Raw genomic sequence first — 24,126 nt, forward strand, 5'->3', positions numbered from 1 at the left:
GGCTCAGCTCGTAGCGGGGCTGGCACATCGCCGATCCAGGGACGAAGTTGGGGAACGCTGTACTAGCCTGGATTTTCACCGAGATAGTTCGCCTAACGGCGCAGCATGAGGCCGTCCCTCCGGTTCGGGAATCGAGGGACACGGTTTTACGCCGAACGGCGTGAGACAGGCAAGCGGCGGCATCAAGGATTCCGTGAGGGAAAAGGGTGCGCTATGGGCGAATTTCTCGTCCGTCAGCCTCTCCCCCTCATCGGACGTAGCTGATGCGCCGGCAGCGCCGATCGACCTTGAAATCCAGCAGAAATCGGCTTCATCGCTTCTCTGCACCGCTCTCCTCACCTTGACGTGATGCCTTATGTGTGGGTCACGTTTTTTACGATGAGCGCACCAACTGCCCTAACTGACCCCGCCCGCTTCTTCCTGGCGCCCACCCAGGCGCGGCACCGCCAGTACGAGGCGCTGCGCGCCTACTTTGTGGAGCGTCGCTCGAGCGCCGAGGTCGCGAAGACCTTCGGCTACACTTCCGGCTCGTTCCGCGTGCTCTGCCATCAGTTCCGGCACGATCCTGACCGTGCCTTCTTCGCCGAGCCGATTCGCGGCCCGCACGAGCAGCCGAAGAAGTCCCGCGCCCGGCGCCTGATCATCGCGATGCGCAAGCGCAACCTGTCGATCTACGACATCGCCGAGGAGCTCCGGGGCCAGCACATCGAGCTCAGCCCCACGGCCATCACCGAGGTGTTGCGCGAGGAGGGCTTCTCCAGGCTGCCGCGTCGCAAGGACGACGAGCGCCCCGCCAGGACGCGCCCCGAGCGCGCCAGCCGCGCCGATGTCCGCAATTTTCAGCTCGTCCCTGCGACGTTCGAGACCCATGTCGGCGGTTTGTTCGTGCTCCTCCCGCTGCTCGTCAAGGTGGGCCTTGATCGGCTCGCCGACGAAGCAGCCCTGCCTGGCTCGAAGGCGATCCCGGCAGCCCACGCGCTGCTTGCGGCCCTCGCGTTGAAGCTGACGTCCATCGAGCGCAAGAGCCACGTGATGGATCGGGTCTTCGACCAAGGCCTGTCGCTGTTCGCGGGGCTCAACGTCATCCCGAAGACGACCTTCCTCGCGCAGTACTCCGATCGCCTGGGCCGCTCCAGTTCGGTGCGACTGCTGCGCGGCTGGCTCGAACACCTGCGCGCGCATCTCGCGCTCGCGGGCGCGTCGTTCAACCTCGACTTTCACGCCGTTCCCTTCTTCGGGCAGGACGAGTTCGTCGAGCGCCACTACCTTTCCAAGCGCAGTCGCCGCGACAAGGCCGTGCTTACCTTCATCGCCCAGGACGCGGACACCGACGTGCTCTGCTACGCCAACGCCGACCTGCGCAAGGGAGAGGAGAGCGATGAGGTCCTGCGCTTCGTCGACTTCTGGAAGAAGGCGCACGGCCAAATGCCCCCGCACCTCGTGTTCGATTCGAAGCTCACCACCTACAAGAACCTGAGCCGCCTCGATGCCCAGGGGATCACCTTCGTCACGCTGCGCCGCCGCACGGATGTCCTCAAGCGCCACGTGCTGAACGCTCCGGCTGCAGCCTGGCGCCGGGTGGAGCTTGATGTACCGCACCGCAAGTTTCGCAACCCCAAGGTCCTCGACGAGACGATCCGGCTGGGCAGGGACTATCCCGCGCCGATCCGCCAGATCTGCGCGCGCGATCTCGGTCACGACGAGCCCACGGTCTTGCTGACCAACGACACCCGCTCGACGCCGCGTACGATCCTCGAGCGCTACGCTCGGCGCATGCTGATCGAGAACAACCTCGAGGACCAGGTCCACTTCTTCCACGTCGATGCGCTGTCGTCTGCGGTGGCCATGAAGGTCGACTTCGACGTGACCTTGACCGTCATCGCCACCGGCCTCTACCGGCTGCTCGGCAAGCACCTGCACGGCTTCGAGCACGCCAAGGCGCGGCAGATCTTCCGCCGCTTCCTCGACACGACGGCGAGGGTCGAGGTCAGCCCGCAGCGCGTTCACGTGCGCCTCCCTCGTCGGGCTCACAACCCGATGCTGCTTGAATCCGGCTTGCTCGCGACGCCCGTCGCTGTCCCCTGGTGGGGAGGAGCTTCGCTCGAGGTCGCGTTCGCTTGACCGCCGTCAGTGGCCTTTATGTTAACCGATCTTCTGCTGTGAAAATCCAGGCTAGGGCAGAAGAGGGGTAATTAGGGCACCACCGCTGCCTGAGCCAGCGAGGGCGAGGGAGATCCTCGCGCGGCTTGGGCTCTCGCTGAAAGTTCCGGAATGCCGAGCGCGCGATCCCACGGAAGCCCCCCGTGTCAGCTACGTCGGAGCGCGCAAGAGCACTTTCGCGGACGCAGCGCCGAGGACCACGCCAGCGCCTGCGCCGATGAGACCCGAGATGCCGAGGCCCGCGCAGCCCAAGCTCGCGGCCAGGACCGCGATGCCGCTCGCCCCCAGCCAGGTCGATGCGGGCGCCGAGCCCCGGACGAGGCGGGCGCCGAGCCACACACCCGATGGAACACCGACGCCCAGACACACGGCGGTGCACACCGAGATGATCGGCGCGTCCGCGCAGGCCGGAGCCGCCCGGGCGACGGCGAGCCCCGCCAGGAGCGGCAGCGCGCCAGCGAGGAGCCCGTAGCGCACCGAGTCCGCCCCCTGCCGGTCGCGCCAGCGCAGGAAGAAGCTCGCGCCGAGCAGGAGCACTCCGAGGCACGCGCAGGTCTCGCGCTCGCCCGTCTCGAGCATGCAGACGAGCACGACAGGCACCAGGATCCACGCCGCGCGCGCAGCGACGCGCAGCCGGCCGACCTCGTATGCGCGGAGGCCAAGGCGCTTCAGCTGCTCACGGTTCACCATGGATGTGCCTCCAGATTCCGCGCAGACGGTCGAGCGCGCGCTGCTTGCGTTTGCGGAGCGTGGCGCCGGCGGCATCGGACGTGCCGTCCACGAGCCCGAGCGACACCCGATCCTCCTCCGTGAGTGAGCCTACGGCCTGCTCGAAGGCGAGTGCGATCTCCCGCGCGAGGAGCTGCTCCTCCTGCGACGCCGAGCCATCCAGCTGGCCTGCCACGGACGCTTCGTCGAAGACCTCGCGGCGGCGCTGGAGCCGGCGGCGGTGCGTCATGATCTCGTAGCTGGCGATCCCGAACGCCCAAGAGAGGCCGTCGCGGCTTCGATCGAACTCGGCGATTCGAGCGCAGACCTTGTAGAAGACCTCCTGCGCGACGTCCTCGGCATCCGCGCCCCGGCCCACCCCACGCTCCGCGAACGAGAGGATCACAGGCCAGAGGTCGTCGAGCAGAACGTCGAACGCGGTCCGGTCTCCATCGGAGAGCCGAACCATGGCGTGGTGGATGGCTTTCCGGCGGGCTGCGTCCATGCGTACTTGGCCTTACCTCGACGACCCCGAACGATCGCAAGCACTCGGGCACGCTACGGTAGGCGGGCGGCGTTCGCGCGTGACCCGAAAATCGTCCGAGCCGGTGGGTCACGCTCGGTCCGAGGCTGCCTAGTGGGGGGGCGCGCGGCTCGCGGTGAGCCGTCCAAGGAGCCCACGAATGAGCACGCCCTCGGTCCACACGTCAGAACCCATCCTCTCGAAGCGCCACCTCGGTCTCGCTGGCGTGGCCGCCTTCATCGGCTGCGCTGCCTGCTGCGCCATCCCGCTGCTCGCCGCTGCGGGCCTCGGCAGCGGCGCCGTCGCCACGCTCTCGTCGGTGTTCCGCCCGGGCTCTGAGCTCCTGGTGGGCGGCAGCGTGTTTGTCGTCGCTCTGGGCGTGATGGCCGCCCGGAGGTGGTTCAAGAGGAACGATGCCTCGGGGTGTGGTCCTGCCTGCAAGGTTGACGGAAGCTGCTGCGCTCGCGGCGCGGCGACGAGGAGCGCGTGATGTCGAAGGACCCCTCGTCGTGCGGCTGCGCGATCCCCGCGGAGCCGATCGCCTGTACGCTCACGGGTCAGGAACAGCAGGCAAGGCGCGCAGCCGAGTTCCGAGACGCGTTCGTTCACCTCGAGCGCACGGAGCCGCTGGAGGGCGCCTTCCGTTGGCACTTCCGCGGCGAGCCCGCGCTCGAAGCCCACCTCCGCGCCCTGGCGCGGCGCGAGCAGGAATGCTGCCGCTTCTTCGACTTCCGCATCACGCGCGAGGGCACCTCGATCGTCTGGGAGACGCGCGGACCAGAGAGCGCCGCCGGAGTGCTCGAGGAGTTCATGCGCCTCCCCGAGACGCTGCGTAGCGAGCCGACGCTCGACGCGATGAAGCGCGCCCTCGGCGACGCCGGGCTCACGTTCGTATCCGAAGCCGGACGGGTCGGCCTGCCGGTAGAACCTGGCTGAAACGGGACGACCGGTACACTCTCGCCTCGGATGAATCCGCTCGCCATCGTCCCGTTGTTCGTGATCACAGCAGTCGCCGAGATCACGGGCTGCTATCTCGTGTTTTTGTGGATGCGCGGCGGTCGGTCGCTGCTGCTGCTCTTCGCCGCGGCCGTCGCGCTCGGGCTTTTCGCCTGGCTGCTCTCGTTTCATCCGAGCGCGGGGCGGGCGTACGCGGCGTATGGCGGCGTCTACGTCGCGTCCGCGGTGATGTGGGGGTGGCTCGTCGAAAAGCAGCTACCAGATCGCTGGGACATCATCGGCGCGGCTGTGTGCCTGATCGGCATGGCCATCATCACCTTCGGGCCGCGCCAGTAGGCTGTCCCGCTACCGCGGGCGCCGCGCTTTGCCCCTCCCGGAGGCGAGGCGCGCGGTCCAGATGCTCGGTGCCCAGGTGGACTGCCTCCTCGCAGGCTGGCCAAGCGCCTCGCCTCCTGTTTCGCGGAGTCCACCATGCGACGCATCCTCAAGCTCTTCGTTATTCTCGCGGGCAAGCCTGCGGGGACCACTCCCGAGCCCGGCCCTGAGGTCGAGCCCCAAATGTTCACGAATTTTTCGAACGCTCCACTGGCCCCGTGGACATCGCGTTCGCGAAGGGAGCTCGGTGTCTCGACCGCGCAGGTCGCGCTCACGTGGACGCGGCAGCGGAGGTGGTGCTCAATTTTGAGCAATGGGCCACGGTCCGCCTTGACGCCTGACCTGACGCCTGAGCCACGCCATCGGCGCGGCCCCTCCTCGACATCCCAGCCGCCCGCACGCGCAGCGGTGGGGCGAACTAGGGGCCCCTTACCGGTCGCGCCAGCCCAGAGCCCCACTCAACCATGCGCCGGATGTCCTCCCCTCGGCGCAGCCCCATCGCGGCGTTCCAGTTCGGCGCTCCAATCGGGACGCTCGGCGGCCTGATCGGCCTTGGGGGCGCCGAGTTTCGGCTGCCCGTCCTCAAGGCCAACTTCGGCTACCCCGCTGCCCGCGCCGTCGCGCTCAACCTTGAGGTGAGCCTGATCACGCTCGCGGCCTCGCTCGTCGCGCGGCTGCGCGTGACGGGCGTGGATCCCTTGATCCCTCTCGCGCCCGTGCTGCTCGCGCTCGTAGCGGGTTCCATGGTCGGCGCCTACCTGGGAGCGAGCTACGCGGCGCGCATCCCGGCTGCGAAGTTGGAGCGCTGGATCTTCGTGCTGCTCGTCGCGATCGGCTTGGCGTTGATGGTCGAGGCGTTCGTGCCGTGGCGGCGCGCTGCTCGGCGGTTACCTCGTGCCGTTCGTACCTGCGGGCGCGCTCAAGTTCGGTTTGGGGGTGCTGCTCGTCATCTCGATCTCGGCCGTGCGCGTCTTCCGCCATCGTGCGGCCTCATAGACGCGCCGAGCATCGCTCGCCGTACGCGCGCTCGCCCCGAGCGTGACCTCGTTCACGAGCACCACGCGCCGCTCGCGGTCCCCAAGGACGATCGAGCTCACGGCGGGCGCTTCGTCGAGCTCCACAACCTTCGACGGGGTGTGACCGCCGTTCTCCAGGATGAGCCTCGCGCGCATAGGCGGACGGTACCACGGGCTCAGCGGGCTCCGGCAGCGCTCGCGACCGACGACGCGAAGGAGCCGTCAAACAGGCTGTGAACGCGCACGCTGGCTAGGATCCCCAATGTTTTATATACTCAGAAATGCCGAAATAGGCGTTTCGTTCTATTTTAAGGGTCAATTAGCGCGCTCGCGGGGCTCACTACTTCCGGCCGAATCTATGGGCGGGTCACGAGGTCACACCAGATATCATCATTCCGGACACTGCAATTTCAGTTTCCGAACACTCGATCTGGGAGAGGCCCTATTTCGGACACCACCCGCTGGAGATCCTCTGTAGCCCAAGGAACTTCCGCACTGGGGTGGCCAGGCGTCCTACGCGGGCACCACGGATATGTCACGGCGAAATCCTGCTGCTTGCGGCGCGCCTCGACGTGCGCGAGCACTGATCGCGTTCTCCGCGCCTACCGTGGCTCCCCCTCCGTGTCGCCTCCACGCGCGGCGTCGGCGGAGCGCGCGAAATTACCAAATCGAGCCCGTCGCAACCCGCCGTTTTCGACCCCCTCGGCAGGGCCTTCCAGAACACCCAACCCCGCGATGTAGCAAGGCCTTTTCCCCAGGCAGTTCTCCGGCAAATTCGTGCCGAATTACCGGCGACGCAGAATTACCGTTTCGTGCCACTTCCGGAAGCGTCGGTCACGGTTGCGAACGACCCCAACACGGATGGAGGTACAGCATGACACGAGCGGCTCTCGCGCGTGGCTCGGCGCCCCTTGCCCTTCGTCAGGCGGACAACGGCATGCGCGTGATCGAGAGGACATTCCCGGAGGTGCCCGCCAGAGGATCGTGCCCACCGAGGGGGCTTGCACAGCCCGCCACGGCAACGGCGACGCTCGCGATCCCACTGGACGGGCTCACGCTCACGGCGCCGCAGCCGGAGATGCTCTCACAGAGGAACGTCGAGTCGGTCACCGGGATCCCGGCACGCGTCTTCCTCGACACGATTCGCGGGCTGGGCTTCCCGCTGCCCGTCACGAGGCTTGGCAAGCTGCGCCTGGTCCAGCGCGAGGCGTTCATCGCCTACCTCCAGGCGCTGGCCAGTGACCCGGTATCACGGCGTGCCGCGGAGGTGGATGAGCGCACGCGGGTTGCCGCCGTGCTGGCCTCTGCCGGCCTCGAATCTGCCCCATGTCCGCGCACCGGCCAGGCGAGCGCTCCGCCCGCAAGAACAAGCCGTGCTAGGCTGCCGCTGAAGTAGAGCGGGCCCGCTCGGCGCTGGAACGCCGGACGGGCCCTTGATCGACCCCCGCATCACCGGAGACCGACCCATGACCGACGTACCCCACCGGCGGGTGCGCGCCAAGCGCTCGCCTGCCCTCTCTTCCTCTTCCCCTCCCGCAGCGGCATCGACTGAGCGGCACGCGCGTCCGAGCCGCTCGGTTGGGCGCCCCTCGCAACCCGACGAGGGAGCCACCCCCGACACGGCCGCGCAGGGCTCGGCGAGCTCGGCGGAACGCTCGCTGGCCGAAATTCGCCCAGTGCCAGGCGAGAAGCGCGCGAATGGCGCCGGATCCGTCCGGCTGCGCGGGAAGACATGGACCGCGCGCCTCAGCCTCGGCGAGGCCGGTCGACCCACGTTCAGCCTGCCGACGTGCCGGACCGAGCACGAAGCAAACGCGCGCCTGGAGGTGCTGGCCGACCTCGCGGGGCGCCTGCTCGCTGCCGGTCAGATCGTGCTCGGCATACCGCTGCTGGAGCACGCTGCGGCGCGCGAGGGCAGCGCGCTCCGTGATGTCCGGCTCGCGATCGACCAGCTGTGCAAGGGCGAAGCGCGCGCTCGAGCAACCGGAGAATCCACCTTCGGCGAGTTCGCTGAGCGGGTTCTCTCTGGCAGCCTGACCGAGCAGTACCCGGATCACGTGAAGGCAATTCGGGGCGTGAGGACCTATCGACACAGGCTGAATCACGTGCTCGACGTGCTCGGTCCTGTCCCTCTCGTGCGCTTCACGCTCGACCACGCCGATCACGCGATGTCACTGCTTCCGGGGCACCTGGAGTCCGGATCGCGCAGAAACATCGCGAAGGTCATCCATCGCATACTCGCATTGGCGACCTATCCGGCACGCCTTATCGGAAGCAATCCTTTGCCGCGCGGATGGATTCCGAAAGTTGACGGAGAAAAGGCGAAGGGATATCTCTACCCTGACGAGGACCATCGCCTCATGCAGTGCGAGGAGATCCCGCTGTGCATTCGGATCTATTATGGCTTCCTCATTCGCGAGGGAATGCGCGCTGACGAGGCCGGCAAGCTGGAATGGTCGGATTTGGACCTTGACCGGGGAGCCGTTGTTCTCGACGAGAACAAGACGGACGATCCTCGCGCATGGGCGCTTTCACCCGATGTTGTGCGGGCGCTCCGGAAGTGGCGAGAGATCTGTCCGGAGAAGGCACGCGTCTTCGTAGGGAATTTAGGCACATCCTTGCCCGGGCACAATGGTGCGAAGGACTTTAGAGCGAACCTTCAACGCGCCGGCATCAGCCGGCCTGAGTTGTTCGAGACCACTGCATCTAGGTTGAACATCCGCTTGCACGACACCCGTGCAACGTTCATCACCATCCGGCTTTCCACCGGTCGCACAGAGACGTGGATCTCCGATCGGACCGGTCACAAGTCGAGCAGCCAGATCCACCACTACAAGCGCGCCGCGCGCAAGGTCGCGGAGCTCGGCCTGGGCGACTTCGCCCCCCTGGATGAAGCGATCCCCGAGCTGACCGACAAGGGCGGCTCGGTAGTGGGGGGCGGTCCAGCGTCCGAGGAAACGGGCTCGGCGAGCAGCGCGATCTCCATCGCCGCCGTTCCGCTCCACCGGGCGCTGACCGGGGGCGACGTTGCCATCCCTGCCACGGTGGAGGCGGATGCACCCGAAGGCGGCCGGTTGGGCCCGCGTTGGGCCACGCCTCAGGAGCACCCGGTCGACGACGAGCCTCAACCTTTCGAAATTTTTGTTCTTTCTTCCGATCCCGCGTCGCCGCCAGGGAAGAACCATAAGCTCTCAGGAGGCTCCACGTCCCAGGCGCGCCTTGTGTGGCGCGCGACGAAACGTCTCAGAAGGCATGGCCCGAAGTGAGACATGCCGGGCGGTGGCTCATGCGCAAGCTCCCCCGCCCCGGCCTTGGCGGATGGCCGAGCGCCCACCCGCGCGCCGCCGCGCACAGCCCCCCGCCGGCGCGGCGGCTCGGCTCACCCCCTCTCCGCTACGCGGCCGCCGCCGGCTCCCCGGCCGCCGCCCCGGTCACGCCGCCCGTGCCCGCCGCCTCGATTGGCGCCTCCTCCAGCGCCGCCGCGATCACCTGGCTCATGTCCTCGACGAAGATGAGCTCCAGCTCGGCCCGCACCTCCTTCGGGATCTCCTCGGCGTCACGCGCGTTCTTCTGCGGCAAGACGACCCGCTTGATCCCCGCGCGGTGCGCCGCGAGCACCTTGGACTTGATCCCGCCGACCGGCAGCACCCGCCCGCGCAGCGTGCACTCGCCCGTCATCGCCGTGTCCGAGCGCACCCGCCGCGCGGAGAGGAGCGACGTCAGCGCCGTGAACATCGTCACGCCCGCGGACGGCCCGTCCTTGGGCACGCCGCCCGCAGGGACGTGGATGTGCAGGTCCTCCGCCTCGAGCTTCGCCGTGTCGACCCCGAGCTCGATGGCGTGGCTGCGCACGTAGGTGAGCGCCGCCTTCGCCGACTCCTTCATCACGTCGCCGAGCTGACCCGTGATCTCGACCCTCCCCTTCCCCGGCATCCGCGACGTCTCGATGAACAGGATGTCCCCGCCCACCGGCGTCCAGGCGAGCCCGGTCGCGACGCCGGCGACGCTCGTCCGCTCCGCCACGTCGCTGAAGAACCGGACCTTGCCAAGGTACGTCCCGAGATCGCTCGCCTCGACCACCACGCGCGGCGCCTTGCCGTCCGCCGCGCGCGCGATCTCCAGCGCGACCGCCCGGCAGAGCTTCTTGATCTCGCGGCCGAGCTGCCGCACCCCGGCCTCGCGCGTGTAGTCGCGCACGATCGCCGCGAGCGCCTCGTCCGTGATCGACAGCGACCCCGGGTCGATCGCGTGCTCCTTGAGCTGCTTCGGGACGAGGTGCGACCGCGCGATCGCGATCTTCTCGTCCGGCGTGTAGCCGGACAGCTCGATGACCTCGAGCCGGTCCCGCAGCGGCGCCGAGAGCGCGCCGAGATCGTTCACCGTGCAGAGGAAGACGACCTCCGACAGATCGAACGGGAGCTCCAGGTAGTGGTCGACGAACGTCCGGTTCTGCTCCGGATCGAGCACCTCCAGCAGCGCCGCCTCGGGCGAGCCCCGCCACCCGGCGCCGAGCTTGTCGACCTCGTCGAGGAGCACGATCGGGTTCTTCACCTTGGCCTTCTTCAGCGCGTGCACGATCCGGCCGGGCAGCGCGCCGACGTACGTCCTCCGGTGGCCGCGCAGCTCCGCCTCGTCGTGCACGCCGCCGAGCGAGATGCGCACGAACGGGCGGCCCGTGGCGTCGGCGATCGACTGGCCGAGCGAGGTCTTGCCCACGCCGGGGGGGCCCGCGAAGCACAGGATCGTCGCGCGCGCCTTCCCGGTCAGCTTGAGCACCGCCATGTGCTCCAGGATGCGGCGCTTCACGTCGTCGAGGCCGCGGTGATCCTCGTCGAGCTTCGCCTTCACCGCGTCGAGGTCGTCCTTCACCTCCGCCCTCGCGCTCCACGGCAGGTCCGCGATCCACTCGAGGTACGTGCGGATCACGTTGTGCTCCGCGCTCTGCGGGCCGACCGACTCGAGCCGGCGGAGCTCCCGATCGGCGACGGCGCGCGCCTCCTCGGGGAGCCCGGCCTCGTCGAGGCGCCGCCGGAGGGCCGCCAGCTCGTCCTCGCCCTCCTCGCCGCCCGCGAGCTCCTTCTGGATGGCCCGGAGCTGCTCGCGGAGGATCGCCTCGCGCTGGCCTTTGCCGAGCTCGCGGCGCACGTCGCCGTCGATCTTCTTCTTCAGGTCCGCCAGCGCGGACGCCTCGGCGAGCAGGCCGGCGACCCGCTGGAGCCGCGGCACCACGCGGAGCTCCGAGAGCACCTCCATCTCCTTCTCGGTGGGCAGGCCGAGCGCGCCGGCGACCTGATCCGCGAAGACGCCAGGCTCCGCCCGGCTCGAGGCGGCGATCTCGGCGAGGTTGGTCCCCGTCTTCGGGCCGACCTCGCGGGCGCGCTCGCGCAGCGACGCCGCGAGCAGGCGCGCCTCCTCGGCCTCGCCGAGGAACTCGGGCGCGAGGGTGCCCTCGGCCCGCCACGTCGGCTCGGTCTCGACCAGGGCCGAGAGCGCGAAGCGATCGAGCCCCTCGATCACCAGCCGGTAGCCGTTCGAGACGCGCGAGATGTCGACGACCCGCGCGAACGTGCCGATGTCGTGGAGGTCCTCGCGCCGCGGATCCTCGCGCTTCGGATCGCGCTGCGCGATGACGCCGATCACGTCGCCGGCGTGGACGGCGTTGAGCAGCGCCACCGAGCGGGGGCGCCCCACCGGGAGCGTCAGCACGGTGCCGGGAAAGAGGACGCCGGTGCGGAGCGGGAGCAGGGGAAAGGGAGAACGAGGCGCGCTGGCGCCGCTGCGAAGCTGGCTCATGCGAACTCCTGTGGCAGCGGTCGGCTCGCGCCATCCCTGCCGGATCGGTCGAAGGTCAGGTGGACTGCGTGGACAGCGCGCTGCGCCTCCGCCCGTCAGGGCAGCGCAGCGCGCGGATGGGCTCACGTAGACCGCCGCGAGCAACCGCTCGGGCGAGCTCCATGAATCGATGAACGAAAAGTAAATTCGTTCACGCATCCGTCAACCCGCCCCCCCGGCGAGCGCGACGGCCGGATCAGAACGCCTGTACGCCGAGCACGAGGCCGGGCCAGGCGCGCTTGGTGCTGGTGGCGTCGGAGCCGAGGGGGGTGCTGCCGTAGGGGCTCAGGCGGGCGTCCGCCGGGGTGTCGCCGAACGAGACGTTGAAGCTGGGGCCCCCGAAGATCGCGAGCTCCGGGAAGAGGCGGAAGCCGAGGAGCGCGCGCGCCTGCGCGATCGTGGCCGCGGACTCGAGCGTCGAGGGCTCGTGGAGCGTGTACCCGAGCACGTCGACGTCGACGTAGGCGCGCTGGTGGATGGAGAAGCGGCCGCCCAGGCCGAGCGCGGAGACCAGGAGAGGGCGATTGCCGATCGTGCGAAGGCCGATCCCGTAGATGTTGTGGAAGTGGTCGCTCCCGTGCTTGACGCCGGCCACCACGATGCCGGACTCGAGCCCCCAGACGTCCACGTGGAGGCGGCCCTTGCGGATGAAGTTGAACAACCCGAGCGAGAACGGCGAGTCGTCGGCGTAGTTCACGAGGCCGATCTGAGCGCCCCCCACCTTGCCGGTGGCGATGTTGAGGAGCCCGATCTGCACGTCCGCCGACTCGCCCGCGGCCACGTTGGTCAGGCCGGCCTGCAGGTCGGCCGACCCGCCGGCGGCGACGTTGACCAGGCTGAGCTGCACGTCCGTCGCCTCGCCCACGGCGACGTTGGCCAGGCCGATCTGGACGTCGGTCGCCTTGCTCACCGCGACGTTGGCCACGCCGATCTGAAGATCCATCGACGCTCCCACGGCGAGGTTGGCCATGCCCACCTGGGCTCCGTCGACCTGGCCGGCGGCGTTGAGCACGCCGACCTGCGCGCCCGCGACCTGGCCGGCGGCGGCGTTGATCGCGCCGATCTGCGCGCCCCGGAGCGAGCCGACGACGTTGACGCCGCTCGTGACCTGCACGCCGCGCGCCGGACCGAACACGAGGTTGGCCACGGTCGAGAGCTGCGCCCCGCACAGGAACGACGAGGAGATGCTGGCGCCCGCGCTGAGCTCGATCCCCGTGGTGCCCGCCGTGTACCCGGCGACGAGGTTCAGCGAGTAGCGGCGGACCACGTTCGTGCCGGTGGAGGTCGAGGAGCCGACGAGGGGGAGGACGTCGGCGCCGAAGAGGACGCTCGTCGCGCCGGGGGACGCGCACGGAGGCGGCTCCGGTGGCGCGGGGGCGGGGCGCGCACCCTTCGCGGGGCGCGCGGCGCGGGGAGGTGGCCTGCCGGCGGCGGGCGGCGCGGGGGGCGCCGCGGGCGCTGGCTGCGCCGCGGCCGGCGCCTCGGGCGGGCGCTTGCCGAGCGCCGCGGCGAGCTCCGCGGCGAGCTCCGCGGCCTCGTCCCGGACGAGGTTGCCCGCGAGCAAGGCGATCGCCTCGGCGGCGCGATCGGGATCCTCGGGGACGTCGATGGTGCGCTCGATGCGGCGGCCGTCCGAGGCGCGGTACGTCAGCGTGACGCGGCCGTCGGGCTCGCCGCGCAGGACCAGCGTGGAGCGCCCGGCGATCGCCGCGGGGGCCAGCGTCACGCCGCCGCCGAGCTCGCGGCCGATGGCCGCGCTCACCGCATCGGGATCGAGCGTCCACGGCGCGCCGTCGATGACGAGATCGACGCCGGCGGCGCTCGGCTCCTCGGCGAAGACACCCGCGGGAGGCGTGGAGATCGCGGCGAACGCGGCCGCCGCCGCGAGGGCGCGCAGCAGGACGCCCGCGCGGAGGCGCGCGCCGAGCCCCGGGGAACGGCGCGGCGAGCCCCTCGGAGCCGCGGGGAGAGGAGCGGTGTCGGGTGTGTTCATCGACCGTGCTGTGCCCGCTCGCCGCGCGTTCGTTCACGCGCCGCCACGCTCACTCGTCCGCGCCGCTGAGCGCCTCGAGCAGCGAGCGCGACTCGTCCTTCCGGTAGCCGCCGAAGGCGCCCTGCGCGAACGGATCGAGCGCCCGCCGCGCCTCGTCCTTGCGGCCGAGGCGAACGAGGCAGAGAGCGCGGTTGTACTGGGCCTCCACCGCAAAGCGGCCGCGCGGTGCGGCGGCCAGGTACGCGTTCCACGCGTCGAGCGCGGCCGCCGGGTTGCGCTCGGCGAAGTGCGCGCGGTGCGCCGCCTGATAGAGCGCGTCCGCGTCGGGGCCGGCCGGCGGACGCTCGATGGCCTGCGGATCGCCCGCGGCCGGCCGCGGCGCGGTCGGCAGGCGCGCGGCGCGCGGCGCGACGGCCGCGACCGGGCGCGAGGCCGACCGGACCGGCGCGACCGCAAGCACCGGCGCGCGCGGCGGCGCAGGGGCGATCGGGGGCTCCGCGATCGGCGAAGGCAGCGGAGGCGGCTCCGGCGCGACCGCCTCCGCGCTCGCCTCGGCCTCGGGCGGCGCGGGCGCCTCGGCCTCGGGCGGCGCGGGCGCCTCGGCCGCGTGCCGCGGCCCGGACAGCGCGCGCTGCGGCGGCGGCGCGGGCGGCATGGTGGGCGCCTCGGAGACGCGCAGCCCGAGCCGCGACGCGAGGTCGTCCCAGCCGCCGGGGAACCAGCGCGCGGCCGAGGCCCACGCGACCGATCCGACGAGCACGGCGGCCAGCGGGACCACCACGCGGACCATCGCGAGGCGGCGGGCGCGCTGGGCCTTCAGGCTCCTCATCACGCGGGCGCGCGTCTCGTCGCGGCGGTTGCGCGACGCGTCTGCCTCCGAGCGCAGCGCGCGCGCGGCCTCGCGGAGCACGTCGTCCTTCTCCTTCACGGCGCCCTCTCTTCCAGCAGCGTCCGGAGCTTCTGCTTGGCGTGGAACAGCCGCGTACGCACGGTGGCCTCGGGCACGCCCATGATCTCGGACGCCTCGCGCGCGCTGCGCTCCTCGACCTCGCAGAGCACGAACGCCACGCGCTGGGCCGTCGGCAGCGCGTCGAGGGCGCGGTTCAGGGCCTGGGCGAGCGCGGCGCGGCCGGCTTCCCGCTCGGGGCTCGACGCGTGCTCCTCGTCCGGCTCCAGGGCGAGCCGCTCCATCGCGGCGCGGCGCCGCGCCGCCGCGCGGAGGTGGTGGCGGGCGTGGTTGACCGCGATCGCGATGAGGAACGTCTTGAGCGACGAGCCGCCGCGGAACCGCTGCGCGGCCTGCGGCAGGCTGATGAAGACGTCGTGGGCCAGGTCCTCGGCGGACGCGTCGTCGCCGGTGAGGCGGCGGGCGAACCCGCGCACCGCGCCGTAGTGCCTGTCGTACGCCTCGCCGACCGCCGCGGCGTCCCCGCGCCGCAGCCGCTCGACGAGCTCCTCCTCCGCGTCCTGCGCGCGCTCGGCGCCGCGGGAGAAGAAGAACGGCATAAGGAGCGCCATGGTCTTCATCGGGCGCCACCTCTCCCCGGCGCGCGGGGGCTCGGCGTCGCCGGACGGCTGTGCCCCCGGAAAACCCGCTGCTCGATCCGTCCCATCTCCGTCCATCCCTGCGCCATCATCGTTACACCCGAACGCGCTCGGCGGCGTTGCCCGTTTGCCATCAACAAGCGTCGGAGAGCCCGGGTCGGCGTGAGGCACACCCCGTCGTGCCCGGCGTGGAGAAGAGCGTTCATGGTCGGCGCGTCGGTTTCGTGCCCGGAGGGGTCCGGAACGTTCAACCCCGGTCGGCAAAATCGACCACCGGGGTCCGGACGGCTGAAATCGACGGCCAGGGAGCGCGATCGACCGCCGGGGTCCACCCCCCCGCCCGCGAGCTCCGGACCGGCGACCGTCGAGATCGTGCGCAGGCGCACGACCCGTTGAACGGATCGCGTGGCAGCGGGCACGCAGCTCCGAGTGGGCAGAGGGCGCCGCGCCGACGAGCCGCGCCGCTGCCCTGGATCCATCGCTGATCAGGAGTGATGACACATGAGCATGCGCACGGCCTTCGAGTGGGGTCTCGGTCTCTCTTTGTCCTTCTTCTCGATGACGACGGTCGGTTGTTACATCGAGACTGGCGAGGACTGCGACTGGGACGACGACTGTATCGACGCGCCCGACGGTCCCGACTTCGAGCGCCCGGATTATGACGAGGACACGGATGACGACGACGGTGAGGAAGGCGCTAGCAGCGGCGGCGAGAGCAGCGCCAGCAGCGGCAGCGAGAGCACCGCTGGCAGCGGCGGCGAGAGCAGCGCGAGCAGCGGCGGCGCGGGCGGGAGCTCCCCAGGGGGACCGATCGCGTGCGAGGCGGCGTGCGACTGCCCGAGCGGCGACGCGTGCGTCGAGGGGATCTGCAAGACGCCGTGCGCGGCCTCGTGCGATTGCGCCGAGGGCGAGTCCTGCGAAGACGGCTATTGCGCGCCCCCGCCGGAGCCGGCCATCTCCTGCGAGGCGGACTGCGACTGCCCGGGCGGCAACGCGTGCGTCGAGGGCGTCTGCACCTGAGCCGCGGGGCGCTCCCCGGGGGCGCAGAGCCCTGAGCTCGAAGCGCGCCGCATCGTGAGCCTCGTAGAGTTGCGCGCACTCCTACCCCACAGCCCGACTCCTGATCGCCGGACTGGTGAACTCTACGAAGCGGGGCAATGAGCGCGGCGGGGGAGCCCAGGCTCAGCGCGACGGGATGAGCCGCTCGAGCCGGGACATGTACCCCGGCAGCTCCGCCGCCAGCGCTCCGGGCAGCGCCCGATCCGCTTCGAACAACATCGCCAGGTTGCCGTAAAGCGCCGCGTCCGCGAGGCTCGGGGCCTCGCCGAACACGAACGGCGATCGCTTCAGCGTCCGGACGGTCGGCGCGAGCAGGGTCTTCGCGCGCTCGAGCAGCGCCGGGGTGTCGCGCTCCCACTGCTCGATACAGCCAGCGCCGAACTTGCGCTCCTTGATCAGCGTGTACAGGGCGCGCTGACCCGGCCGCTCCCACGCGTCGCGGATGCGCGGCGACGCGATTCGGAAGAGCACGTCCTCCAGCGGTCCGTCGCAGAAGTCCGCGTAGGCCCAGACCGGGCCCTCGAGGACATCCAACGTCAAGCGCCGGGCGGCAGGGTCCTCGAGCAGGAGCTCGCAGATCCGCCGCGACTCGACCGTCACCCGGCCGTCGTCGCCGACCAGCACCGGCACGTAGATGTAGCCGCCGGTCACGCGGGCCAGCGCGTCGCGATCATCGTACGGCACCTCGACCAGCTCGTACGGGCGGCCCAGGAGGTCGAGCAGCATCTGAACTTTGCGGGCGAAGGGGCTGTATCGGAGTCGGTAGAGCTTCATGAATCCCGGAATACCGCGGCGCGCCTGGACGAGCGAACGAATGTTTTCCATGGTACATGAGAAATTCTCATGACCAGCCCTGCCCCGGGGGATCCCCCTCCGCCGCTGCCGTCGCTCACCGCCCTTCAGGCGTTCGAGGCCGCGGCGCGCCATGCGAGCGTCACCCGCGCGGCGCGCGAGCTGGGCGTGACCCAGGCCGCCGTCAGCCACCAGATCCGCGCCCTCGAGGACACGCTGGAGACGGCGCTGTTTCGGCGCTCGCCGCACGGCATCAGCTTGACGGAGGACGGCGAGCGCTGGGCCGCGGAGCTGGGCGTCGTGTTCGCCAGGCTGCGCGAGGCGAACGCCCGCCTGCGGCGGCCCGCCGCGGACGCGCGGCCCGCCGTGTCGGTCAGCGTCACGCCGTCGTTCGGGGCGCGCTGGCTCGTGCCGCGGCTCGGGCAGTTCCTTGTGAGCCACCCGGAGGTCGACGTGCGCATCTCCGCCACCGAACGCCTCATCGATCTCGCGAGAGAGCCGGTGGACATCGGCATCCGTTATGGCCTCGGCGGCTACCCGGGCCTGATCACCGTCAAGCTGGCGGACGACGCCCTGATCGTGGCCGCCGCGCCGAGCGTCGCGAGCAAACGCGCTCGCTGGCGCGTCGAGGACCTGAGCCACGAGGTGTTGCTCGGGGACGACCACCCCGACGCCTGGGGCCGCTGGTTTCGCGAGCGCTCGCGCCGCCTGCCAGCGCGGGTGCGCCAGAGCCAGCTCACCGACTCGTCGATGCTGGTGGACGCGGCGGTGCGCGGTCAGGGGGTGGCGCTCGCGCGCTGGTCGCTCGCGGCCGCCGAGCTCGATCTCGGCCGCCTGGTGCTGCTCTTTCCCAGGCTCCCGGCGCTGCCGACGGGCCTCGCTTACTACCTCGTGAGCACGCGCGCGAGCCTGCGGCGAAAGCCGGTTGCCGCCTTCAGGGACTGGGTCGTATCCGAGGCCGCGAGCCTGCGCAGGCCCGGAGGCTGACGGCGCGGCGTCAGCCCCCCGGCTCGCGGGCGGGCCCGCGGCCGACGAGGCCGTAAAGGACGATCCGGTGGACCGCGGACAGCATCGCCTCGACCTCTTCGCGGGAGCCCTGGAACAGCCACGGAGGAGCGAAGCTCGCATAGGCGCGCAGGAGGGCGCGCGCGGTGAGCTCGGGGTCGGCGGCGTCGAGCTCGCCGGCGCCGGCGCCGCGCGCGACGAGATCGCGGAGGAGCGCGCGCTCCTCGTCGAGGAAGCGGGCGTGGGCGGCCTTCACGGCGCGGCTCTGGCAATGCACGAGATCGCACGCGTGCGCGCCCGAGCCGGCGAGCGCCAGGAAAGCGCGCGCGCGGGCGTCGAACACCGCCCGGAGCCGGTCGCAAAAGGGCACGTCGTCCCCGGCCGCGGCGGCGCGCATCGCGGCCATGACGGCGCGGTGCTCGCCCTGGGAGAGCTCCTCGACGATGGCGTCCTTCGAGGCGAACTCCAGGTACACGGCGCCGACCGCGATCTCGGCCTCGCGCGCGATATCGGCGACGGTTGTCTTGGCAGGCCCGTACCGGCGGAGGAGCCGCTCTGTCGCCTCGAGGATCCGCTGGCGCCGCTCAGTGGCGCCGCCGGGGTAACCGTGCTCCATGAGGTGAGCGATGTTCTCCCGGATTCACGGCCGGGGGAAGCGTCCTGGCGGGCGGCCGGCAGGGACCACGGGGACGCCACGGCGCGCGGGCACGGGCGCGGGCACGGGCGCGGGCACGGGCACGGGCGCGGGCGCGGCGCGCTGGCGCGGGTGTGGCGGCGCGCTGGCATGGGCGCGGGGGCGCGCTGGCCGCTGGCGATGGCGCACGAACCCGACGGCGCGCGGGCCGCGCCCGCGCGACGGGGCCCAGCCCCGAGATTGATCGCCGTACGCCCGGCGGCTATCGTGGGCTGGCTTTGCACCGGATTTTTCGCGAAGATCGCGCTGTTCACGGGATCCGCGGTCCGGCGTGCGAGGGGACCGAGCCATGACGAGCACCGCGCCGACACACGACGAAGCCGAAGGGCTGGTGCGACCGGGGCAGGTCATCGCCGAGAAGTACCGCGTCGAGCGGGTGATCGGCGCCGGCGGGATGGGCGTCGTCGTCGCCGCCACCCACCTCCAGCTGGAGGAGCGGGTCGCGATCAAGCTGCTCCTGCCCGAGGCTGCGAAGTCGCGCACGCTCGCCGAGCGCTTCGTGCGCGAGGCGCGCGCCGCGGTGAAGGTCAAGAGCGAGCACGTGGCGCGCGTGACCGACGTCGGGACGCTCGACTCCGGCACGCCGTACATGGTGATGGAGTACCTGTCGGGCAGCGACCTCGCCGACGCGCTCCGCGCGGGCGGGCCGATGACCCCGCAGGCGGCCGTCGAGTACGTCCTCCAGGCCTGCGAGGCGCTCGCCGAGGCGCACGCCGCGGGCATCATCCACCGCGACCTCAAGCCGGCGAACCTGTTCCTCACCCGGCGCGCGGACAGCTCCCCGTGCGTGAAGGTGCTCGACTTCGGGATCTCGAAGGTGGCGACCGGCGGCTCCGACCCGCGGATCACCGACACGAAGGCCATCATGGGGTCGCCGCTCTACATGTCGCCCGAGCAGCTCAAGTCCTCGCGCGACGTCGACGCGCGCACCGACATCTGGTCGCTCGGCGTCATCCTGTTCGAGCTGCTCACCGGCGCGCCGCCGTTCGACGGCGCGACGATGCCGCAGCTCTGCGTGGCCATCATGCAGGGGATCCCGAGCCCCCTCGCCGCGTTCCGCTCCGACGTGCCCCCGGCGCTCGAGGCGGTGATCCGCAGGTGCCTGGAGAAGCTGCCGGAGCAGCGGTTCCGCCACGTCGGGGAGCTGGCCGAGGCGCTCGCGCCGTTCGCGACCGGGCGGGCCCGGCTCTCGGTCGACCGGATCAGCGGGATCTCGCGGAGCTCGGGGCCCCCGCGGCCGGAGCTCCCTTCGGCGAGCGGGGTGACCACCTCGCCGACCGTGGTGAACACGTCGCTGAACACCTCGCCGACGTGGAGCGGGACGGTCGTGCCGCGGAAGCGGCCGGTGGGGCTCGCCGTCGCGGCCGGCGCCTTCGTGTCGCTGATCGCCGCGCTCGCGGTCTTCGCGTTCCTGACGTCCCGCTCGCGCGGCGACGGCGCGGCGAGCGAGCCGGCCGCCAGCGCGTCGGCGGCGCGGTCGCCGGCGGACGCCGCGGCACAGCCGGCGACCGCGCCCGCGTCGCTCTCGCCGACCGTCACGCCCGGCGGCGCCGAGGCCCCCGCGCCGGTGGACGACCGCACGGCGGCGCCGGGCCCGGCCGAGATCCCCCCTGCGCCCCCCGCGGCGCCGGCCAGCGGCAAGCCCGCGGCGCCGCGCCGGCCGAGCGCCGCACCACGACCCCCGGCCGCCACGCAGGCTCCGGCCACCCGGCCGCCCGCCGCCCCGGCCGCTGCGCCGCCCGGCGGCAACCTGTTCGACGATCGCAAGTGAGGACACCACCATGACGAGCCTGCCCGTGAAGCACCTCGGGCGCCTGCTGGCGCTCGCGATGTTCCTTGCCGCCCTCCTCTCGGGCGGCCGCGACGCGAGGGCCGACACGGCGGCCGCGCAGGCCCTGTTCGACGCGGCCAAGCAGCTGATGGCCCAGGGCAAATACGCCGACGCGTGCCCCAAGCTCGAGGAGAGCCAGCGGCTCGACCCGGGGATCGGCACGCAGTTCAACCTCGCGGCCTGCTACGAGCAGCTCGGCCGGACGGCGAGCGCGTGGTCGATGTTCCTCGAGGTGGCCGGCGCGTCGAGGGCCGCCGGCCAGGTGGAGCGCGAGAAGGTCGCGCGGCAGCGCGCCGCCGCGCTCGAGCCGCGGCTCATCCGGCTGACGATCACGGCGCCGGCCGACTCCCCGGCCGACCTCCAGGTGAAGCGCGACGGCGCCCTCGTGGGGCGCGCGCAGTGGGGCACGCCGGTGCCCGTGGATCCCGGGAAGCACACGGTCGAGGCCTCCGCCGCCGGCCGAGCGCCGTTCGCGAGATCCATGGAGCTCACCCGGGCGGGCGCCTCGGAGACGCTGGCCATCCCGCCGCTGCCCGCGGGCGCGCCGGCGCGCGACGCCGCGCTCCCGCCGAGCGGCCCCGCCGCGCCTGCGGGCGCCGCCGCGCCCCCGCCGAGCGGCCCCGCCGCGCCGCGAGCGAGCGGCGCCCCGTTCGCGCCGGTCGCCGCGCACGCGCCGGCGCCCCCGGCTGCGCCGCTGACCAAGCGCCGCAGCAAGGGGATGATGGTCACCGGCATCGTCCTGACGAGCCTCGGCACCATCGCCCTCCTCGGAGGGGGCCTGGTGATCGCCTCCACCCCCTCGTGCTCCGGCGACGGCTGCGAGTACGACTCCAGCGACCCGTTCGCCGACGACGCGGGCTACGAGGAGGACGGCTCGGAAGGCGCCGGGGTCGGGCTCGTCGTCGGCGGGCTCGTCCTCGCCGGCGTCGGCATCCCGCTCGCCATCATCGGGGGCCGCAAGGTGCCGGTGCAGCCCGAAAAGCAGGCTGCCTCCACGCCGGCGCCGCCGCCCGAGCTCGTCATCGGCCCGCGCTACGCCGGGCTCCGCTGGTCCATGTGAGCGCCGGCGCGGCGCTGCGCCGGCCCGGCGCGCGCGGCGGTGCGCCGCCGCGGCGGTGCGCCGCCGCGGCGCGCGGCGAGCGGCGCCGTGAGCGCTCATTCCGAATCGATCCGGTACACGGTGCCGCCGAGATCGACGACGTAGACCCTGCCGGCGCCGTCCTGCCCGAAGCTGGCGATGCTGAAGCCGAACGATCCGAGGTCGTCCGTTCGGTCGACGGGCGCGGAGGCCACCCCGGCCTCATAGGTGAGCGTCCAGACCCTGCCGCTGCAGTAATCGCCGTAGAAGTAGCTCCCCCGGAGCCACGGGATCTCGCTGCCCCGGTAGACGTAGCCGCCGGTGACCGAGCAATCCTCGATGACCCGCCCGGCGTGGCCGTACTCGACGGCAGGGAGCGTGATGGTCCCCTCGAGATCGCAGCTCTCCGCGGGGATGAAGCAGTGCGCGCCCTCCATCCGGCGCCAGCCGTAGTTCTTCCGTCCCTGCCCGGCCGGCTCGATGTTGATCTCTTCCCAGAGGCGGTTACCGACGTCCGCGATGTAGAGATCGCCCGTGCACGCGTCGAAGCTGAAGCGGTACGGGTTCCGCAAGCCATAGTCCCAGATCTCGGGCAGGACGCCTTCGCCCGTCATGTTCCCTTCCGGGATGCTGTACGGGTGTGTCGAGACGTCGAGGCGAAGGATCTTCCCGAGCAGGGTCGTGAGCGCCTGGCCGTTGCCGATGTCCGCATGGTTGGGGCCCGCGTCGTTGTTGTCCCCGCCATCGCCTAGCCCGAGATAGAGGAAGCCGTCGATCGGGCTGAACTCGAGAGAACCGCCGTTGTGGTTTCGATGCAGATCCACGACCTCGAGGTACATGGCCACCGGGTCTGGACTGGCCACGTCCGGTCGCTCTCCCCGCGCGAACTCGACCACACGCGCGTTGCCGCCCGTCGCCTCGTCCGTGTAGTGGACGAAGAAGCGACCGGTGTCCTCGTAATCGGGGTGGAAGGCGAGCCCGAGGAGGCCGCGCTCGTTGTTGTCATTGAACAGGACGCGATCCCGGATATCGAGAAACACCTTGGGCTCCGTCGCTCCATCGTCGAGGACGAGGATCTGGCCAGGCTGCGTCAGGATGAAGAGCCGCGTGGGGTCGCCCGGCGCGGATTTCACGAGGAGCGGGTGATCGAGGCCGGAGACGAGCGTCGTGAGCTTCAGCGCGCCCTCGTCCTCGCTCGGCGGCGCGCAGCTGAATCCCGCCGCGGGCTCACCACCGCCGCTCCCGCCAGCCCCGCCGCCGCCAGCGGCGCTGCCGCCCACCCCGCTGCCGCCAGCGCCGCTCGCGCCAGCCCCGCCGCCGCCAGCGGCGCTGCCGCCCACCCCGCTGCCGCCACCGCCGCTCGCGCCAGCCCCGTTGCCGCCATCTCCACTCGCGCCCGCTCCGCCGGCTGCGGCCGACGAGGCCCCGCCGGTCGTGCCGGGCGGCAGCGGAGAGATCGACGCCTCGCGCGAGCAGGCGATGAACGCGAGCTCGGCCGCCAGAGAAAGCGCGATGAGCGGAAGGGGCGACAGGGCTGAGCTCGACGGCCTCATGGCTTGACGATATCGTAGATCGAAGCTCAGGGCGGCGAAGATCCGGTGTTGGAGGCGCCCGCACGCCCCGCGCGCGTTCGAGGGCGCACGCCGCGCGCGCACGCCGGACGGCGCCGCTGCGGGCCCCCCTGACGCGCCTGCGCCGGCGTTCGGGGCGTGGCGAGATCGCGAAACGAGCCCCGCGATCCACGCATCGATATCGATGGAGCTGGCCCCATCGCCGCACTTCGAGCGAGGCCGAGCACACGAGAGCATGGCATCCGTTTTTCCGCGCTGGAGCAACACCGCTTTCCGACTCGCCATCGCCGCCGTCTTCCTCGGCGGCGCGGCGGCCGTGTCAGCGCCGATGATCTACGTGCGCTCGGACTGGAACACCGGGCGGCACCTGCCCGTGCAGCAGCCGGTGCAGTTCGACCACAGGCACCACGTGCAGGACGACGCCATCGATTGCCGGTTCTGCCATCACACGGTCGAGCAGACGGCCACGGCGGGCATGCCGTCGACGGCGCTGTGCATGGGCTGTCACAGCCAGGTCTGGAATCAGAGCCCCAAGCTCGAGCTCGTCCGGAACAGCTATTTCTCGGGCACGCCGATCGTCTGGAACCGCGTCACCGACGTGCCCGACTTCGTCTTTTTCAACCACGCGATCCACGTGAACAAGGGCGTCGGCTGCGTGACGTGCCACGGCCGCGTGGACCAGATGCCCGACGTCCGCCAGGCGACGCCGATGACGATGGGCTGGTGCCTCGACTGCCACAGGTCGCCGGAGCGTCACCTCCGCCCGCTCTCCGCGATCGTGGACATGGACTGGGACCCCGGCCCCGACGCGGAGCGGATCGGCCGGCAGATCGCGCAGGAGGTCGGCGCGCGGAGCCTCGTCCACTGCTCGACCTGCCACAGGTGAGCGCGCGCAGGCGCAACGCGAGAGGCCAACGAGGGATCCACGCGAGACACAAAGGGAGCCTGCGAGAGCACGCGAGACAGAAGGCCAACAGGCGGCGAGCA

The 24,126-nt window shown here is 71.4% G+C and carries 21 protein-coding genes; 12 read left to right on the top strand and 9 right to left on the bottom strand.

The annotated features are described in order from the left end of the window. Nucleotides 1–378: 378 nt before the first annotated feature. A complete protein-coding gene (locus WMF11_RS25485) occupies nt 379–2,121 on the top strand; it encodes a transposase (RefSeq protein ID WP_437979234.1) in 1,743 nt (580 codons plus the stop codon). Between the two features lie 189 nt (nt 2,122–2,310). Here the strand turns inward: WMF11_RS25485 and WMF11_RS25490 are convergent, their stop codons facing one another. Both WMF11_RS25490 and WMF11_RS25495 read right to left on the bottom strand, forming a co-directional pair. Next, a complete protein-coding gene (locus tag WMF11_RS25490) occupies nt 2,311–2,850 on the bottom strand; it encodes a hypothetical protein (RefSeq protein ID WP_437979235.1) in 540 nt (179 codons plus the stop codon). Continuing rightward, nucleotides 2,837–3,373 carry an RNA polymerase sigma factor gene (locus WMF11_RS25495; RefSeq protein ID WP_437979236.1) on the bottom strand — a complete coding sequence of 179 codons (537 nt, stop codon included), beginning with the start codon at nt 3,371–3,373 and terminating at the stop codon, nt 2,837–2,839. The genes WMF11_RS25490 and WMF11_RS25495 overlap by 14 nt, the downstream gene beginning before the upstream one ends. Before the next feature lie 178 nt (nt 3,374–3,551). Here WMF11_RS25495 and WMF11_RS25500 point away from each other — a divergent pair, with 178 nt between their 5' ends. The 6 genes from WMF11_RS25500 (at nt 3,552) to WMF11_RS25525 (ending at nt 9,005) form a co-directional block, all read left to right on the top strand. Then, nucleotides 3,552–3,881, top strand: coding sequence for a hypothetical protein (locus tag WMF11_RS25500; RefSeq protein WP_437979237.1), 330 nt, complete (start codon nt 3,552–3,554; stop codon nt 3,879–3,881). Further along, nucleotides 3,881–4,327: a hypothetical protein gene (locus WMF11_RS25505; RefSeq protein WP_437979238.1), complete on the top strand. Its 447-nt coding sequence runs from the start codon at nt 3,881–3,883 to the stop codon at nt 4,325–4,327. Before WMF11_RS25500 ends, WMF11_RS25505 begins: the two co-directional genes overlap by 1 nt. A 30-nt stretch (nt 4,328–4,357) precedes the next feature. After that, entirely contained in the window at nt 4,358–4,684 is a 327-nt protein-coding gene (locus tag WMF11_RS25510) for a YnfA family protein (protein ID WP_437979239.1), read from the top strand. A gap of 503 nt (nt 4,685–5,187) precedes the next feature. Then, complete coding sequence (locus tag WMF11_RS25515; RefSeq protein ID WP_437979240.1) at nt 5,188–5,976, top strand: TSUP family transporter; 789 nt, start codon at nt 5,188–5,190, stop codon at nt 5,974–5,976. Between the two features lie 700 nt (nt 5,977–6,676). After that, a complete protein-coding gene (locus tag WMF11_RS25520) occupies nt 6,677–7,135 on the top strand; it encodes a hypothetical protein (protein WP_437979241.1) in 459 nt (152 codons plus the stop codon). A 70-nt stretch (nt 7,136–7,205) separates the two neighbouring features. Further along, nucleotides 7,206–9,005: a tyrosine-type recombinase/integrase gene (locus WMF11_RS25525; RefSeq protein ID WP_437979242.1), complete on the top strand. Its 1,800-nt coding sequence runs from the start codon at nt 7,206–7,208 to the stop codon at nt 9,003–9,005. Between the two features lie 127 nt (nt 9,006–9,132). Here WMF11_RS25525 and lon read toward each other — a convergent pair whose 3' ends face one another. The 4 genes from lon to WMF11_RS25545 form a co-directional block, all read right to left on the bottom strand. Continuing rightward, on the bottom strand, nt 9,133–11,532 hold the full coding sequence (gene lon, locus WMF11_RS25530) for an endopeptidase La (RefSeq protein WP_437979243.1): 2,400 nt from the start codon (nt 11,530–11,532) through the stop codon (nt 9,133–9,135). Between the two features lie 235 nt (nt 11,533–11,767). Beyond that, nucleotides 11,768–13,564, bottom strand: a complete 1,797-nt coding sequence (locus WMF11_RS25535; RefSeq protein ID WP_437979244.1) for an LA_2272 family surface repeat-containing protein — start codon at nt 13,562–13,564, stop codon at nt 11,768–11,770. A 49-nt stretch (nt 13,565–13,613) separates the two neighbouring features. After that, a complete protein-coding gene (locus WMF11_RS25540) occupies nt 13,614–14,492 on the bottom strand; it encodes a tetratricopeptide repeat protein (RefSeq protein ID WP_437979245.1) in 879 nt (292 codons plus the stop codon). Beyond that, nucleotides 14,489–15,091 carry an RNA polymerase sigma factor gene (locus tag WMF11_RS25545; protein WP_012237139.1) on the bottom strand — a complete coding sequence of 201 codons (603 nt, stop codon included), beginning with the start codon at nt 15,089–15,091 and terminating at the stop codon, nt 14,489–14,491. Before WMF11_RS25545 ends, WMF11_RS25540 begins: the two co-directional genes overlap by 4 nt. Nucleotides 15,092–15,610: 519 nt before the next feature. On the opposite strand from WMF11_RS25545, the gene WMF11_RS25550 reads away from it, so the two are divergent. Continuing rightward, nucleotides 15,611–16,129, top strand: coding sequence for a hypothetical protein (locus tag WMF11_RS25550; protein WP_437979246.1), 519 nt, complete (start codon nt 15,611–15,613; stop codon nt 16,127–16,129). A 162-nt stretch (nt 16,130–16,291) separates the two neighbouring features. Here WMF11_RS25550 and WMF11_RS25555 read toward each other — a convergent pair whose 3' ends face one another. Next, nucleotides 16,292–16,942 (bottom strand): glutathione S-transferase family protein, encoded by a 651-nt coding sequence (locus tag WMF11_RS25555; RefSeq protein ID WP_437979247.1) that lies wholly within the window; start codon nt 16,940–16,942, stop codon nt 16,292–16,294. A gap of 69 nt (nt 16,943–17,011) precedes the next feature. Between WMF11_RS25555 and gcvA the strand changes: the two genes are divergently transcribed. Beyond that, nucleotides 17,012–17,947, top strand: a complete 936-nt coding sequence (gene gcvA / locus WMF11_RS25560) for a transcriptional regulator GcvA (RefSeq protein ID WP_437979248.1) — start codon at nt 17,012–17,014, stop codon at nt 17,945–17,947. 10 nt (nt 17,948–17,957) lie between these two features. On the opposite strand, the gene WMF11_RS25565 is transcribed toward gcvA, so the two are convergent. Then, nucleotides 17,958–18,581: a TetR/AcrR family transcriptional regulator gene (locus tag WMF11_RS25565; protein WP_437979249.1), complete on the bottom strand. Its 624-nt coding sequence runs from the start codon at nt 18,579–18,581 to the stop codon at nt 17,958–17,960. 367 nt (nt 18,582–18,948) lie between these two features. On the opposite strand from WMF11_RS25565, the gene WMF11_RS25570 reads away from it, so the two are divergent. Both WMF11_RS25570 and WMF11_RS25575 read left to right on the top strand, forming a co-directional pair. Further along, entirely contained in the window at nt 18,949–20,430 is a 1,482-nt protein-coding gene (locus tag WMF11_RS25570; protein WP_437979250.1) for a serine/threonine-protein kinase, read from the top strand. Between the two features lie 10 nt (nt 20,431–20,440). Then, nucleotides 20,441–21,550 (top strand): hypothetical protein, encoded by a 1,110-nt coding sequence (locus WMF11_RS25575; protein ID WP_437910902.1) that lies wholly within the window; start codon nt 20,441–20,443, stop codon nt 21,548–21,550. A gap of 95 nt (nt 21,551–21,645) precedes the next feature. Here WMF11_RS25575 and WMF11_RS25580 read toward each other — a convergent pair whose 3' ends face one another. Beyond that, nucleotides 21,646–23,121, bottom strand: coding sequence for a PQQ-dependent sugar dehydrogenase (locus WMF11_RS25580; protein WP_437979251.1), 1,476 nt, complete (start codon nt 23,119–23,121; stop codon nt 21,646–21,648). 253 nt (nt 23,122–23,374) lie between these two features. Here WMF11_RS25580 and WMF11_RS25585 point away from each other — a divergent pair, with 253 nt between their 5' ends. Further along, on the top strand, nt 23,375–24,025 hold the full coding sequence (locus WMF11_RS25585) for a cytochrome c3 family protein (RefSeq protein ID WP_437910904.1): 651 nt from the start codon (nt 23,375–23,377) through the stop codon (nt 24,023–24,025). Nucleotides 24,026–24,126: the final 101 nt, after the last annotated feature.

The organism is Sorangium sp. So ce295, from assembly GCF_051527405.1.
Lineage (GTDB): Bacteria > Myxococcota_A > Polyangia > Polyangiales > Polyangiaceae > Sorangium > Sorangium cellulosum_B.

Excerpts from the sequence above, each read along its gene's own strand:
- WMF11_RS25485 (WP_437979234.1), top strand. The coding sequence starts at position 379 with ATGAGCGCACCAACTGCCCTAACTGACCCCGCCCGCTTCTTCCTGGCG.
- WMF11_RS25585 (WP_437910904.1), top strand. The coding sequence starts at position 23,375 with ATGGCATCCGTTTTTCCGCGCTGGAGCAACACCGCTTTCCGACTCGCC.
- WMF11_RS25505 (WP_437979238.1), top strand. The coding sequence starts at position 3,881 with ATGTCGAAGGACCCCTCGTCGTGCGGCTGCGCGATCCCCGCGGAGCCG.
- WMF11_RS25565 (WP_437979249.1), bottom strand. The coding sequence starts at position 18,581 with ATGGAGCACGGTTACCCCGGCGGCGCCACTGAGCGGCGCCAGCGGATC.
- WMF11_RS25555 (WP_437979247.1), bottom strand. The coding sequence starts at position 16,942 with ATGAAGCTCTACCGACTCCGATACAGCCCCTTCGCCCGCAAAGTTCAG.
- WMF11_RS25515 (WP_437979240.1), top strand. The coding sequence starts at position 5,188 with ATGCGCCGGATGTCCTCCCCTCGGCGCAGCCCCATCGCGGCGTTCCAG.
- WMF11_RS25535 (WP_437979244.1), bottom strand. The coding sequence starts at position 13,564 with ATGAACACACCCGACACCGCTCCTCTCCCCGCGGCTCCGAGGGGCTCG.
- WMF11_RS25580 (WP_437979251.1), bottom strand. The coding sequence starts at position 23,121 with ATGAGGCCGTCGAGCTCAGCCCTGTCGCCCCTTCCGCTCATCGCGCTT.
- WMF11_RS25525 (WP_437979242.1), top strand. The coding sequence starts at position 7,206 with ATGACCGACGTACCCCACCGGCGGGTGCGCGCCAAGCGCTCGCCTGCC.
- WMF11_RS25575 (WP_437910902.1), top strand. The coding sequence starts at position 20,441 with ATGACGAGCCTGCCCGTGAAGCACCTCGGGCGCCTGCTGGCGCTCGCG.
- WMF11_RS25545 (WP_012237139.1), bottom strand. The coding sequence starts at position 15,091 with ATGAAGACCATGGCGCTCCTTATGCCGTTCTTCTTCTCCCGCGGCGCC.
- gcvA (WP_437979248.1), top strand. The coding sequence starts at position 17,012 with ATGACCAGCCCTGCCCCGGGGGATCCCCCTCCGCCGCTGCCGTCGCTC.
- WMF11_RS25510 (WP_437979239.1), top strand. The coding sequence starts at position 4,358 with ATGAATCCGCTCGCCATCGTCCCGTTGTTCGTGATCACAGCAGTCGCC.
- WMF11_RS25520 (WP_437979241.1), top strand. The coding sequence starts at position 6,677 with ATGCGCGTGATCGAGAGGACATTCCCGGAGGTGCCCGCCAGAGGATCG.
- WMF11_RS25570 (WP_437979250.1), top strand. The coding sequence starts at position 18,949 with ATGACGAGCACCGCGCCGACACACGACGAAGCCGAAGGGCTGGTGCGA.
- WMF11_RS25490 (WP_437979235.1), bottom strand. The coding sequence starts at position 2,850 with ATGGTGAACCGTGAGCAGCTGAAGCGCCTTGGCCTCCGCGCATACGAG.
- WMF11_RS25495 (WP_437979236.1), bottom strand. The coding sequence starts at position 3,373 with ATGGACGCAGCCCGCCGGAAAGCCATCCACCACGCCATGGTTCGGCTC.
- WMF11_RS25500 (WP_437979237.1), top strand. The coding sequence starts at position 3,552 with ATGAGCACGCCCTCGGTCCACACGTCAGAACCCATCCTCTCGAAGCGC.
- WMF11_RS25550 (WP_437979246.1), top strand. The coding sequence starts at position 15,611 with ATGAGCATGCGCACGGCCTTCGAGTGGGGTCTCGGTCTCTCTTTGTCC.
- lon (WP_437979243.1), bottom strand. The coding sequence starts at position 11,532 with ATGAGCCAGCTTCGCAGCGGCGCCAGCGCGCCTCGTTCTCCCTTTCCC.